General features: G+C 44.9%; 17 protein-coding genes. All 17 read right to left on the bottom strand.

From position 1 onward, the window contains the following. Positions 1 to 255 precede the first annotated feature (255 nt). Entirely contained in the window at positions 256 to 1,290 is a 1,035-nt protein-coding gene (locus AAB400_04780; protein MEK7649193.1) for a ribonucleotide-diphosphate reductase subunit beta, read from the bottom strand. Between the two features lie 26 nt (positions 1,291 to 1,316). Next, on the bottom strand, positions 1,317 to 4,136 hold the full coding sequence (locus AAB400_04775) for a ribonucleoside-diphosphate reductase subunit alpha (GenBank protein ID MEK7649192.1): 2,820 nt from the start codon (positions 4,134 to 4,136) through the stop codon (positions 1,317 to 1,319). Positions 4,137 to 4,357: 221 nt separating this feature from the next. Beyond that, a complete protein-coding gene (locus tag AAB400_04770; GenBank protein ID MEK7649191.1) occupies positions 4,358 to 5,305 on the bottom strand; it encodes an FAD-dependent oxidoreductase in 948 nt (315 codons plus the stop codon). Positions 5,306 to 5,307: 2 nt separating this feature from the next. Then, positions 5,308 to 5,508 carry a hypothetical protein gene (locus AAB400_04765; GenBank protein ID MEK7649190.1) on the bottom strand — a complete coding sequence of 67 codons (201 nt, stop codon included), beginning with the start codon at positions 5,506 to 5,508 and terminating at the stop codon, positions 5,308 to 5,310. Between the two features lie 16 nt (positions 5,509 to 5,524). Then, positions 5,525 to 5,764, bottom strand: a complete 240-nt coding sequence (locus tag AAB400_04760) for a glutaredoxin domain-containing protein (GenBank protein ID MEK7649189.1) — start codon at positions 5,762 to 5,764, stop codon at positions 5,525 to 5,527. A gap of 66 nt (positions 5,765 to 5,830) precedes the next feature. Then, positions 5,831 to 7,018 (bottom strand): YfbR-like 5'-deoxynucleotidase, encoded by a 1,188-nt coding sequence (locus AAB400_04755; GenBank protein MEK7649188.1) that lies wholly within the window; start codon positions 7,016 to 7,018, stop codon positions 5,831 to 5,833. A gap of 2 nt (positions 7,019 to 7,020) precedes the next feature. Beyond that, positions 7,021 to 7,509 carry an 8-oxo-dGTP diphosphatase gene (locus tag AAB400_04750; GenBank protein MEK7649187.1) on the bottom strand — a complete coding sequence of 163 codons (489 nt, stop codon included), beginning with the start codon at positions 7,507 to 7,509 and terminating at the stop codon, positions 7,021 to 7,023. A 7-nt stretch (positions 7,510 to 7,516) separates the two neighbouring features. Beyond that, positions 7,517 to 7,894: a nucleotide pyrophosphohydrolase gene (locus AAB400_04745; GenBank protein MEK7649186.1), complete on the bottom strand. Its 378-nt coding sequence runs from the start codon at positions 7,892 to 7,894 to the stop codon at positions 7,517 to 7,519. A 5-nt stretch (positions 7,895 to 7,899) separates the two neighbouring features. After that, positions 7,900 to 8,262 (bottom strand): VOC family protein, encoded by a 363-nt coding sequence (locus AAB400_04740; GenBank protein MEK7649185.1) that lies wholly within the window; start codon positions 8,260 to 8,262, stop codon positions 7,900 to 7,902. 105 nt (positions 8,263 to 8,367) lie between these two features. After that, positions 8,368 to 9,081: a hypothetical protein gene (locus tag AAB400_04735; protein ID MEK7649184.1), complete on the bottom strand. Its 714-nt coding sequence runs from the start codon at positions 9,079 to 9,081 to the stop codon at positions 8,368 to 8,370. A 7-nt stretch (positions 9,082 to 9,088) separates the two neighbouring features. Beyond that, the gene (locus AAB400_04730) at positions 9,089 to 9,430 is read right to left on the bottom strand and encodes a hypothetical protein (GenBank protein MEK7649183.1); all 342 of its coding nucleotides are present in this window, start codon (positions 9,428 to 9,430) and stop codon (positions 9,089 to 9,091) included. Positions 9,431 to 9,539: 109 nt separating this feature from the next. Further along, positions 9,540 to 10,634, bottom strand: coding sequence for an asparaginase domain-containing protein (locus tag AAB400_04725; protein ID MEK7649182.1), 1,095 nt, complete (start codon positions 10,632 to 10,634; stop codon positions 9,540 to 9,542). A gap of 46 nt (positions 10,635 to 10,680) precedes the next feature. After that, entirely contained in the window at positions 10,681 to 11,277 is a 597-nt protein-coding gene (locus AAB400_04720) for a hypothetical protein (protein ID MEK7649181.1), read from the bottom strand. Then, positions 11,274 to 11,825 carry a histidine phosphatase family protein gene (locus tag AAB400_04715; protein ID MEK7649180.1) on the bottom strand — a complete coding sequence of 184 codons (552 nt, stop codon included), beginning with the start codon at positions 11,823 to 11,825 and terminating at the stop codon, positions 11,274 to 11,276. The genes AAB400_04720 and AAB400_04715 overlap by 4 nt, the downstream gene beginning before the upstream one ends. Before the next feature lie 20 nt (positions 11,826 to 11,845). After that, a complete protein-coding gene (locus tag AAB400_04710) occupies positions 11,846 to 12,253 on the bottom strand; it encodes an NUDIX hydrolase (GenBank protein ID MEK7649179.1) in 408 nt (135 codons plus the stop codon). A 2-nt stretch (positions 12,254 to 12,255) separates the two neighbouring features. Next, complete coding sequence (locus tag AAB400_04705; protein MEK7649178.1) at positions 12,256 to 13,635, bottom strand: aldehyde dehydrogenase family protein; 1,380 nt, start codon at positions 13,633 to 13,635, stop codon at positions 12,256 to 12,258. Positions 13,636 to 13,691: 56 nt separating this feature from the next. Beyond that, positions 13,692 to 13,991 (bottom strand): HAD hydrolase-like protein (locus AAB400_04700; GenBank protein MEK7649177.1); only part of this gene is annotated, 300 nt, incomplete at its 5' end.

The following is a 13,991-nucleotide window of genomic DNA, read 5'->3' as shown; positions in this document are numbered from 1 at the left end:
TCATCAATGAACGAAACTGCTTCAATGGTAGCGGAAGGATCGAGTTCGACTTCTTTTTGTTCTGCATAAGCACTCTGCGTACTTACAACAAGGAGTGTAATGGCGCACGCTATTTTTGCGCCTGCCAGTATCCAGCGAGAGATATTCATAGATATCTTTTATTTAGGGATAATACTAAACTACGGGGTTGATGAACCCCATATACCAGTATAGCAAAATGATTCGCATTACCCTACCAATCCATCATCTTGCCATTTACCACTCAAGCTGTCCGCCAACTTTGTATTCCGTAACGCGCGTTTCAAAAAAATTCTTTTCTTTTGACAAGTCAATCGCTTCAGACATCCAGGGAAACGGATTGTCTACATTATACTGTGCCGGCAAGCCAATGCGCTCAAGACGACGATCTGCGATATGCTCGATGTACTGCTTAAATCCTTCGGCATTCATTCCGAATATTCCTTTCGGGAAGACTTCAGTGGCAAATGTATACTCAAGCACTACAGCGCGGCGAACCAAATCAACAATATGGTCTTGAAATTCTTTTGTCCACAGTTCCGGCTGTTCTTCTTTGATAGCATTGATGATATTGATCCCAAAGTTGAGATGCTGAGACTCATCACGCATAATGTACTGTATCTGCTCTGCCGAACCGGTAAGTTTATTCTGTCGCTGAAAACCAAACATGACTGCAAATGAACTATAGAAAAAAATACCTTCCATAATAAGCGCAAATGCAATCCAATTTTCCAGAAACTTTTGGTCATTCTCAAATGTTCCTGTTTTAAATGCAGGATCAAAAATCCCATCGTTGAGCGCCAGAATAAGATTGTCTTTACTATAGATCGCGTCAATTTCGCGATACATATTGAAAATTTTCGATTCATCCATGCCCAGCGATTCAACGATATATTGATAGGAATGAGTGTGATTTGCTTCTTCGTAGCCTTGCCGCAGAAGATACATACGCACCTCCGGAGATGTTACATGCTTATAGAGAGCAAGTACTACATTGTTTGCGGCGATTGAATCAGCTGTGGTAAAAAACCCGAGCACCGTCTCGAATGCTTTACGCTCATCGTCGGTTAATAACGTGGGGTGCTTCCATTGCTCGATGTCTTTCTGCATGGAAATCTCTGTGGGTAGCCAGTGATTGGCATTGCCAATATTGTACGCCTCCCATGCAAAGCTGTGGCGCATTGGGTAGAGCTGCATAACATCGGCATCTCCTCCATTGATAACACGGCGTTTATTGATATCTACAGGATTCGCTCCTTTGATAATAGGCATAGTATGAAATAGTGTACTGTCTTTAGTTATCCTTGGCACGACTCACAAATTCCCACTTCTTCTCCAGCCATGACTCGTGCAAGCTGTTCAGCGCTCGGCTGCGCCGCGCTTGTCTCCGCTAATGGCATGTGTGCATCTTGAGCCATATTGAATTGCTGGCGATTGTGCGTTGAGCCAAATTCTTCTGTACTCACTGTTGATTTCTCTACCTGTGAAGCACCGAGTGTACGCAAGTAATAGGTCGTCTTAAGCCCCATTCTCCATGCCAGGAAATATACATCGGAAAGGTCTTTACCGGACGTACCGCGAAAAAAGATATTGAGTGATTGTGATTGGTCAATCCATTTTGCACGCCTGGCAGCTGCTTCAATAAGCCATCGCTGGTCGATTTCAAACACTTCTTTAAATCTCGTTTTTATTTCCGGGGGAATTTCCGAAATTGCCTGAATGCTGCCGTCATAATATTTAATCTTATTCAGCATATCCGCATTCCACAATCCCGCTTTTTTGAGAGCTTCGACTAAGTATTTGTTCAGGATAGGGAAGTCGCCTTCTTTATTTGATTTTACGTAAATATTTTTATAGATCGGTTCGACACAGGGAATGCAACCCACCAAATTGGCAGTGCTTGCAGTTGGAGCGATCGCCATGGTATTGGAATTGCGCATGCCGTATCTCTGTATCGATTCGCGTACCGGTGTCCAATCGAGCTTTCCTCCTCGCTTCACCAAAATTTCCTCTCCGCGCTCTTTGGCAAGAAGGTCGACGGTATCCTGTGGCAGGATATTTCTATCCCATTTTGAACCCTTATACGTAGGATATACGCCTCGCTCTTGAGCAAGTTCCGATGATGAGAGAATGGCATGATACGCAACTATCTCCATGGACTGATCGGCAAATTCAACCGCGCGCTCTGAATCGAAATCTATACCGAGCTGATACAGCGCATCATGATAACCGCGAACACCCAATCCAACTGGACGATGTCGCATATTACTGCGGCGCGAGTCTTCGGTGGCGTAAAAATTAATGTCAATAATATTATCCAGCATGCGCATTGCTATTCGTATCACTCGACCAACCAGCTCTATGTCGAATGCGCCACCCCTCACGAACCGCGCGAAATTGAGCGAACCAAGATTGCATACTGCAGTTTCGTTTGGAGCTGTGTTGAGAGTGATTTCCGTGCAAAGGTTCGAGCAATGTACAACACCGGAATGATCCTGGGGTGAGCGCACATTACATGGATCTTTCCACGTAATCCATGGATGCCCCGTTTCGAACAGCATTGCAAGCATTTTCTTCCAAAGATCCAGCGCATGAACTCGCTTGAAAAGTTTTATTGTACCCGAACGCGCCATTTTTTCGTATTCTTCATACCGATCTTCAAACTTTTTGCCGTAGAGATCATGGAGGTCTGGCACTTCTTCGGGGCTGAAAAGCGTCCACTGTCCATTCTCGTGTACGCGCTTCATAAAAAGATCGGGTATCCAATTTGCCGTATTGATATCATGGGTGCGCCGCCGTTCGTCGCCGGTATTTTTCCGAAGTTCTAAGAAATCTTCAATATCCAAATGCCATGTTTCAAGATATATGCATCCGGCACCGCGGCGTTTGCCGCTTCTATTAATGGAGACATTCACATCATTTGCAATTTTCAGAAATGGGATCACTCCCTGGCTATTGACGCCTGTTCCCTTGATATCCGCACCCGTAGCGCGTACAGGCGTCCAGTCTGTTCCGGTACCACCCGACCATTTCAAGTATTGCGCGTTATCCGAGAATGTCTTAAAGATACCATCGAGCGAATCGGGAACGGTATTAAGAAAACAATTTGAAAGTTGAGCCTTCCTCGCGCCTGCGGAGAAAAGCGTCCTACCGCCGGGAGTATAATAAAAATTTGATAGCACCTCATAAAACTCGCATGCGTAGCGATCACGATTCTCCTTCTCTTCCCCTATTGCCGTTCCCATTGCTATGCGCATCCAAAACATCTGGGGTGTTTCGATTGGTTTTCGCGTCTTTGGATCTTCCATTAAGTAGCGCGAAGAAAGAATCTCGAGACCCATGTATTCGAACAAATCATCATTTTCAGGGACAAATACCGATGTGAGCTTTTCAAAATCAAACGTAAGCATTTTGGGGTCGAGTAGTTCCGCTTCAACCGCATTCTTGATATTTTTTACAAGAAGGTTCGCATGCGCCTGTCGAAGATTGGTTGCATCAACATCTTCTCCAAACACTTCCCGATAAATTTTATCGCGCAAAAGCCGAGCGGCTACTTTCGAATATGCCGGATCCCGTTCGATAAAAGAACGCACTGTCATGATGAGCGCGCGAGTGACATCTTCAGTCGTAATACCGTCGTACACCTCACTCTGGCATTGTTTGATAAGTGTCTGGACACTGATGTCTTTTTCGTATCCTTTTGTATGGCGCAGGATAGTCTTGCGTATTCTTTCAAGATCAAAGGATTCCTTGCTACCATCTGACCGTGTAATAGAAAGTGTACCCTCTTCAATTTTTTCTAAAGCTTCTTCTTTCTTTTTCTGGCGAATCTTCGCATGTTCGTACCGGTAAATCATGTACGTCTTTGCTACATCGAAATATCCATTCTTCATGATAGACCGTTCTACGATATCTTGGACATCTTCGACGCCCGGAATGCGCTCGTCGCGGAATCGATTGTGCAACGTATCAACGACTTCTTCGCTGAGACTGATAAAAAACGACTCTTCGACGACCACCTTCTGAGCTTCAAATGCCTTGCGCACCGCTGATGAGATGCGAAGCGGATCGAATGCCACTACGGCACCATTCCGCTTTTTGATCGTATCGAGCTTCATAGAAATAATAATTTATGACGAATATAAAGGGCTTATGGGATAACAAAACGGACAGGCGAAAAATGTCCGTTTTGTTCCTCCTTTTTCAAGTCTCATCCTCTCCTTACTGGGCAGCAAATGTCGTTCAAAGCAGTATCATCTTACCATTCTTTATTGTGTGCGTAAACTTTTACTCATTACACCAATTTTTCCTTTCTACTATAAGGTAATTCAACAAAAAATCATTTACCTTTTTCTACTGTCTGTGGATATGTTGCCTTGAAATACTGGAACGCAGAAGTTGCTGCGACTGCGCCCATGGCGGCAGCAGTAATATCCTGTTTAAAACCATTAAAAATATTCGTAACATCACCTGCGCTATACACTCCGGGAACGGATGTATGCATCAGAGGGTGCGCTTTAATATATCCGGCACTATCAAGCTCAACACCAAGCTGTTTGGCTAATTCAACACGGGGAAGAGCTCCTATTTCAATAAATAGGCCGTCGAGTTGGAGTTCGTTTGAGCCCAGATAGGGTTTTGAGAGGACTATTTTCTCAAATTTCTGTGGACCCACGATTTCTTTGACCTCTGTTTCAAATAACACCTCGATTGTATCCCCAAAAGCCTTAAGCTGCTCGGCATTGATCGGCTCAGCCCTGAGAGCTGTTCCTCGAACAAGCACATAGACCTTTTTTGCGTATTCAGCAGCCAAAAGGACCCCCTTCACCGCCGCATCTCCCCCTCCTACAACTGCTATGGTTTTATCCCGATACATCGGAGCATCGCACACGGCACAATAATGCACGCCTTTCGATGTGAGTTCATGCTCGTTGGGTAGTCCCAGGTGTTTATGTTCTGTGCCTGTTGCAATGATAAGGGTTTTGACGTCATACGTCTTTCCTTGTGCTGTTGTAAGATGAAAACCCCCTTCTTGTTGCGTAACTGTTTCGATCTTTTCATCAATCACCTCAGCACCAACCGCAACGGCCTGGCTCTTCATGTTGACCATAAGGTCAAACCCGTCGATATTAGGGACTCCCGGATAATTTTCTATACACCCGGCTATACTGGTATACCCGCCAAAGTCGCTGCCAAACACAATTGTCTTCATTTTATAACGCCCTGCGTAGAGCGCAGCGGCAAGCCCCGCCGCACCTGTACCGATAATCGCAAGATCATATGCCATACTTACTCTGTTTTTATTGGCATTTCATGCTCATGTGGCTTGCAACTTGATTCTTCTTGCCCGCTTGTACCACAGGGGCATGTCCCTTCTTCACATTTTCCACCATCACAGCAAGCCGTGCCAGACGAACATCCGGCGCCGCAGCATGTTTTCTCATCTGAAGAATCGCACTGCCCCGAAGAACATGTTTGTGTATCGTTCATATATGCTTTTTATGGATTATGATTGTATTCCAAGCAATGTCGCAAGACGCCCCTTATCGAAACCCACCACGATTGTACCATCGATATCGATTACCGGAACGCCCATCTGTCCGGAATCTGCAACCATTTTTTCCCGTGCCTCCATATCAATAGAAACATCTTTCTCGACGTATTCGACCTTATGTTCTTGAAAGTAGGTCTTTGCCATCCGGCAATAGCCACATGTCGGTGTGCTATATATTATTACCTGTGCCATAAGAGAATGTTAGAAATAATGCCCCTACTATAGCGCAACCCGGCAGGCGAAGCAAGTACCCCATGATCATAAATCTTTGAATAGCTCTTTGGTATTGATTCCCCCAACCACACCGGCAGCATCGTAGTATTCCTTTACCTTCTGCATGGCATTGGTGAACCGTTCATTTGTGCAGCCATTACGAAGGGCTTCTGAACTTTCCACATATGCTGCAAGCTCATCGGCAAGCTTAATAAAGGCTCCATCACGAGGATTAAAATGATCCTCATTATACTGCGCATTGATCTCATCCGGACAAACCCACTGATAGGACCCATTGAGCGTAATGACTCCTTCTTTCTCTCGTTCAGTAAACATATGCATTTCTTCCACACAGTGTGCGGGCAAAAGCGGAAAAATTATTTTTTCCATTTGCTGTTTTTCATAATCTCCGAGAATGTCCTTGAGCCCTTCGACCGATCGCTTGATCGGCGAAATAATGTCCCGCGTGAGCACCTCCGGCAAATCATGGAAAAGTCCGGTAAAAAAATTATTATAGCAGCGCTTTGGACAGCTCCCAACTTCAAGAGAAAACAGATAGGCAAACAGAGCAACAAAAAGCGAATGGTTGAGGACCGACGTATGCGGAATACGGTGCGCACCCGCCCATCGTATCTGGTAGCGCAATTCGCCGCACCGATCGATAAAATGCTGGTAGTCATGATGAGTCGTCAACTGCTGCATCCCTGCCAAATCATCGTATGTTTGAAGTTTTCGCATGATGGTGTTTTCGATCTCTGCATTGTCATATCCATGGGGATCGCTGTGACGGATGATGGCGAACTCCCACAGCGATGCATACGTACTTGAAGCCGTGAGGATGCGCTTGTTAATGGTATTATCCGTTTGTTCAAAAAATACCCTGAAACGATCGCAGAGCTCCGGTCCCAGAGGAGCAATCGTGGGCTCTATTTCGTTGTACACAAATTCATTGAGCTGTCGATATTTCTCTTTGTGTTCCTTAATCATATAAAATACCGGCGACTTAATATCCGTCAGCACGATTTTTTGCAGCAATTCAAAAAAACACCCTTCGATAATTTCTTTCCATGAAAATCCTTCTTTGCCCTGCTCAAACGATCCTATGATATAGGCGATAATCATTTTGAGGGCATGTTTGTCGAGCTCGACAAAATCAATGGGGCGCAGCTTATCATTCCAGCGCTGAATATAGCTTGCACTGAATACCTTACGTATGAGATGTGGCGATACCATAGTTATAACGTATCAACAATAGTTATCTCTTGGGCTTTGATAACATCGTTTTGACCAAACGTAAATTGGGCTTTTTGCAGTTTGCCGCTTAGTGCCTGGGGTAGCCAAAAAATATCGTCGGGCCACATTTCTTGGAAAGGAAGTTCTTTTGGCGAAAACCATTTTGGATTCATTTCCTCGCTTTCTTTCGGATCACCATCCCAGTTTACCGTAAAATACACATGCACCATTTGATCCCATGCTGAATTATGGGGAAAGTAGAATGCCAGTTCGGCAACTTTATTCAAATCCTTTATGATAACACCTATTTCTTCTTGCGCCTCTCTTCGCGCCGCCTCTTCTATTGTTTCTTGGCTGTTCACTTTTCCGCCGACCCCATTCCATCTATTCATGCCAAATCCCCGCTTCTTCATTGCCAAACATATATCACTAATCACGCTTTCCGTTTTCTTTACCAAAAAAACAAGTGTAGTATTTCTTAATGTGTTCATACGTTCATCATTGATTCTCTTGCACCTTTGCCTTATATCCTTCTAGTGGATTCGTATGGACTCCCTTGCTTGTTTCAAGGGTAAAGCGTTTTTTGTTTTTCTCAAATTTTTCTTCGATCGCTTGTGAGAAATCTATATCCATTTTATAGGAAATGACAGTGAGATACATCATGATATCTGCCAACTCTTCGGCGATTTTTCTCTTTTTTTCAGGATCGGCGATAATATGTGCGATCTCTTCGTTGGAAAGCCAGCGAAAACATTCAGCCAATTCCCCCACTTCACTCATGAGCGCCAATATCAAATCCTTGGGATTATGAAATTGATCCCAATCAAGCTCGGCGTTGAATGCTTTGAGTTGTTCTGAAAATGCATTGATGTCCATAGCTCCTAGCCAACGCTTCCATCTTTGCGAGCGTGAAGCATAAGTTTGTTTCCGTCAGGATCAGTGATAACTGCCATACTGCATACGGGAAATTCTTCCGGGCCCATGGTAATAGGGACGCCCTTTGCTTTGAGCTCTTCACAGGCAGCCCCCACATCCTCAATAGCTAGGGCAGCCATTGTGCCGCCAGCGCCTCCCTGGCTGTAAGATCCAATCCCAAGCGTTAGGTTGCCAAGATCAAACTCAACCCACTCTCCTCCCTCTGATTCCTTACCAATCTTCATGCCAAGTACATCACGATAAAATTCCTTGCTTTTTGCAACGTCAGACACCTCATAGTAAATATAGTCGATACCGCGTATGGTCATAAACGATTTGTTTAGCGAATAAGCCTAACCTCCCTATCTTATCCTTTTAAAAAATAATGTAAATAAAAAGACCCGCCGGAATACCGGTGGGTAGTACGGGGACGTCTAGAAGACACACTCTCCGTCTTCGACTTTTTGCATCAGTTCCTCGCCGCTTTCGGTGAGCAAAAGGAGTGTGAGATTGCAAGCATCCTCTAACTCTTCTCCTTTGAATATCCTCATGTCGCACCCACAATTGCGGCATACCGGAACGTGACCCTTTCCTCGAACATAGTCAACGGTATAGCACGGATTACACCGAACAAACTCGAATGTTCGATCAAGTCGATAGGAGTAATCATGGACTGCGACTAGTCCGGCATCAATAAGTGCTGACAAACACTTTCTGTACTCTTTCGGTTCATGGGGGATATATGTGTAATCTTTCATCAGGGAAGTTCCTTTCATCTGATGAAGTCGCCTCAACACTTTCCATGACAACGGCAGGTGACGCTTTATCGCCATCGGCACATCGACATATTCTTCTGATGCCATGAGTAATTCAAGAAGTTCGTTTGTAGACTGTATGAACCACGGATAACTCGGAAGCAATGAGCCCTCTTTCATGCGGTCCAGGGTTGCCGCATATTCTTTCAACTCCGGTATGAATTCTTCTCTGCTACGCATCAGCTTCAAAACGCGGTGCCGCAAAAATCCAAGAAGAACATTAAGTCGTCTTTCATCATGATCAATTTCAGATGCGGCGGCGTTAGCCACGATAGTCGGCAAATCAGCTTCAAGAAGTTCCGAAAGGTCTTTATGGGATGTCTTAGCTGTCATGGCACTATTACCTTGAACCGATATTTTTGAGCATGCAGCTCAAAGCCATACATCCCATGACTGAGAAAATCACACCAAATCCAATGCGTGCAATCATTGGGAGTCCAACACTACCGGCAAAAATGGCAATACCGAAACAAAGTATTGTGTTAATCAAAAGACTCAATCCTAGCCACGACTTACTATCGCCGGCCTTTTTTCCTTCCAAACGCAGTTCGTTGTAGAGCTGGTCTTTACGCCGTTCAGAGTACTGCAGATTTCCCCTTAAATCTCGGATTTCACCGATATATCGCGCTTGCATTTCTGATGCGATAGCATACGGAATCATCTCTACTTTTTGATCACTCATGTCAATGTACTCAATGGCAAGCATGCCACATTCTGATGAAATGGTCAAGACTGACACTATTTAGTGTTTAAATTAAAAAAAACCGCAAAAATTGCGGTTTGTGCTTGAATTACTCATCCTCGTCATCATCTTCTTGGCTTTCGAGTAGCTCACGAAGAAAGTTGGTCGAAAGAAATGACTGAATGTCATCCGGCTGATTGGGATAGGCGGCAATCGCCATGCGAAATTTGACATCACCCATGGCAGGCGTGAGACTTTCCAAGCTCAGAGCGCCAGACTCCTTAGCTTTCATGCCAAGTTCGTAGCGCGTCAGAATGACACGGCCATCATCGAAGGGTGAGATAATTCCGACATGCATTCCTGCCCTCGTTGCAGCTGCAATTGCATCAATCCATGAATAGCTTTCGGTATCATTGAGTTCTTGGGGGCTCCAGACACGATCTGGGATATTGCCTGCACCCTTACCCTCAAGAATGATTCCCTTGAGCCGTCCGGCGCGTACCAAATCCATTAATACATGGGGTGGTGCATCAGCCGACACTCCCAAGGTGCACACATGCTGTTCGAAGCCTGGAAAAAGCTGAAGACCATTGAGTTCCGCAACGGCATCATAACGACGAAGTGGCGCCATAATACTCACATGGGGCCATGCTTTTGCGACAATCTGGCGCCCGGGTGTGTAGAATGCGTTCTTGTCCGACTCATTGCGCTTACGCACACGCGAACCATCCAACACATCGTCAATACAGACATTGAATACTCCAACGATGCCCTTGCGTGCAAACGTCTTTGCCACTTTCATGGTACTCTCGATCTGGGAATGCACCTCGCTGCCGGGTTCGTCCTTGCCCATTTGTGCTCCGATAACAAGAATTGGCTTCTGAAGCGAACCGCGGAATAGCATCGTTAGGAATGCACAGGTTTCTGCCAAAGAATCGGTCCCATGAAAAATGACGAACGCGTCATAGTCAAAGTAGACGTCTCTAATATGATATCCCAATGCTACTCGGTCGCGATGCATGAGATTGGTGGAGTCGAGCATGATCGGCACATCGACCAAAAACGTCTCAACGCGTTTTGGCAAATTGAGTCCTTCAAGGAGTTCATGGGCAGATTTCGCCGGACGCAGAGGCCTGCCGGTCATGCCAAGCGTACCCCCGGTATTGATGACGTATACTTTTAAAGGTTCGCATGTTTTATTCACGCGATAATCCTCTCAAAAAACAGTGAAAAAGTCAAGGGGTCATTCTCTATTGTTCTATAACGATATATTGTCCTTCTTCTAATGCATGGATTAGGAGGCCTTGGTCGCCATACTGTCGTAATTCTTCATATGCCGTCTTCCAATCAATAGGTCCGCGTGGGTCGTCTTTGCCGTATTCGGATAAGTAGTGCGCAAGAAATTTGATCGGGAGGATTCCAAGCCCATCCATGCATTTTCGCCAGTCGCATGTCCAAAATGACTTTGCTAAGGCATGGGAACTTGCTGAGTTTGTAGCGACAACTTTATTTTCAAAAAGTTTCGACAGATCAAACTTTTTCAACCAATACTGAATGAGATGATCATCTCCTCCATGAAGATAGACAGCATGAGATCGGTGAAGCTGTTCCTTAAATGTATCCGGAAATGCAAGCTCAAGAATGGGATGGACGTCTTGAGTGAACAAAAGTTGGATAGCAGTAGTATCTTCGGCAAACTTTTCTTCCCAGTCTTCACGAGGTTGAGCGAATGCACAAATAAGTAATCGTGGAGATGTGCCAAAATCTTTCACCACTTCATGAAAAAATGCCCTACCTTCGTCAGAAGAGTTTCCAATCCCACCAGAGTTCAATATATATTTTATCATAGCTGTACAATGTATTCCCATCCGGGTTTCCAGCTTTTTGTTTTCCGCCAATCATCGTGCAATGCTTCTTTCCATGTTTTTCTTTTTAGGAGAACATCAAGCGACAATTGCGGGGCTTTGTGCGCTACTATACCTATGTGCTTCCGGTCATAATTTTTCTTAAGAAAATCAATAAAGTCGGTGACTCGCGCTTTAACATCTTCATAACTCTCCCCTTCAGGAAATGGTTTTTCAATACACTCTTCCTCCTGCATTGGTTCAACAATATCCGATGAAGTGCCGTTTAACATTCCATAGTTGCACTCACGCAATCTTTCATCAGGAATAATCGGTGCAACTCCTTCAAAAGTAAGTTTAGCGGAATCAACGGCACGCCTCAGATCAGAACAGAAAATGACATCAAATTTTTTGTCTCTTATCTGCTCTTTCAAATCAATTGACTGCTTCACGCCGAGCTCAGAAAGTTCAACATCTTTCCAGCCGGAGGAAATATGCTGTTGGTTATCAGTTGTGGTGCCATGGACAAAATACGTTATGTGAATTGACATATTTTTATATATTTTTATCATTACATCCCCTCCCAAACTTCGGGATGCCTTCTTAGATATCGAAGCCCATGGCCGATCTGTTCATCTGAGTGGGTATTGAAGAATTCTTGAAATGTCCGCCATTTCATATCTTGTATTTCTTTGGGGTCAAGAATAATCGCTCTCGTCTTCGCACTCGTGCAAAGAAAATAATGCAATAGCACATCTTGTTCGTGAATCTCAAAAACCGCGAATACTTTTTCAATAGCCACATCTATTCCCAATTCCTCCCGCGCTTCCCGCACCACGGTCATAGCCGGCGCCTCGCCCCTCTCGACAGTACCTGAAGGAAATGCCCATCGATTCGGAAGTATATTCTTGGTTGAGGCACGCTGAATGAAGAGAATGTTATTCCCCTCATGCAGTACAAGAGCAGTGTGGTCTTGCATATTTATTCTGGGCTGGCAATTACCTTTTGGTGTGTGACAAAGTAAAACCCGAGATCGCCCTTTGTTCTGCCCATGCCGGATTGCTTGTACCCGCCAAAGGGAGCATTAGTGGAAAAATACGAACAACCGTTGATACTTACCTGTCCTACCTCAAGTGCGTGTGCCACGCGGTTTGCACGAGTAGTATCGCCTGAATACACAAATGCACTCAGACCATAGGGAGTTGCATGCGCGATCGCAAGCGCTTCATCCTCTGTGCGGAAAGAAAGTACGGATAAGCAGGGGCCAAATACTTCTTCCGTAACAATTCGCATATCCGGCGACACATTGGTAATGAGCGTCGGGAGATAGTAGGCGCCATTAAGCCCTTCAGGACGAGTGCCGCCTATGACAATAGTCGCCCCTTTTGTGCGCGCATCTTCCACTTGGCTTTCAAGCAGTTCGAGTTGGCGTTTTGCAACCAATGGGCCGACTGTTGTTGACTCATCCAAGGGATCGCCGACTTTTTGCTCGGAAATAATTCCTGTTAATTTTTCTATCGTTTTATCCATGATTGATTCATGGACAATGAGGCGCTTCAAAGCACAGCAGATTTGGCCGGCATTAGAAAAACGTTCTTGGTATACCGACAAGCAAACACGATCAAGATCAACATCGTCAAAGATAATTCCCGGCGATGACCCACCCATTTCAAGTACTACCGGTATGAACTTTTCGGCCGCCTTTTGATAGGCGAGCTTTCCCACGCGAGTACTTCCGGTAAAAAGAATAAGGTCAATGTCACTGTCAAAAAGCATCTCGCCTACTTTTCCGTCTCCATAGAGGCAGGTAAATACCCCTTCGGGAAATCCGGCTTCGCACATAAGCTCTGCAAGGAGCTGTGATGTAAGCGGCACTTCTTCAGAATGTTTGAACACGACCGTATTTCCTGCCAAAAGCGGCTGTCCAATTGCAATGAGAAACTGCGAGGTCGGATAGTTCCACGGAGCTATTGCCGCTGCAACGCCGTAGGGCTCAAAATGCAATTCCGTTACACGGCCATTCTCGTCATCCAATACTTGTGGCGCAAGGACCTTTACTGATCGCTCGATATTCAGCTCAAGCATTACATCACGACTATTGCACTCCGCGCGACTCTGAGTAATAGGTTTACCCATTTCCTTTGTTTGCAGTAGTGCAATTTCGTCAGTGCGTTTTCGATAGAGCTCAAGAAATTTCTGAAAATACGCCCCTCGCTCTATCGGCGTAAGCGCTCGCCAGGCAGGAAGTGCTTTCCGAGCGGATGCAACAGCGTAGCGAACATCGTCTTCTGTCGATATGGGTACGCGTCCTATTTCTTCGTATCCTCGTGCAGGGTTTGTGGAAATGAGTTCTGTTGGCATATGTATTATTTTATGGACTCTTCTTTATAATAACTTTTCAGCTTTTTTCTGATTTATTACTGTTTCTTAAAGAGATCTAAAATTTCTTCAAAACTTTGGAATGAATAGTCAGCTTCATCTGACTTCTTCCACATCAAACCTGCTTTAATTCCCACTTGTTTCGCGGGTCTCACATCTTTTCCGATATGATTGCCGATATATAGTATTTCGTAGGCCGGTATTCCGCTTAATTCAACCATTTTATAAAATCCATCCAGTGCTGGCTTCGGCTGTTTTACCATACCAGCACTCAAAATATGTGTAAACCAGCCCTGATTGATTCCGAGAGATACGAGAACTTTCTCAAGATTAATGTT

It is taken from the genome of Patescibacteria group bacterium (genome assembly GCA_038065255.1).
Classification (GTDB): Bacteria; Patescibacteriota; Patescibacteriia; order JACQRZ01; family JACQRZ01; genus JBBTRI01.
Note: the sequence above shows the minus strand (reverse complement) of the source record. Positions and strands in the feature narration are given on the sequence as shown.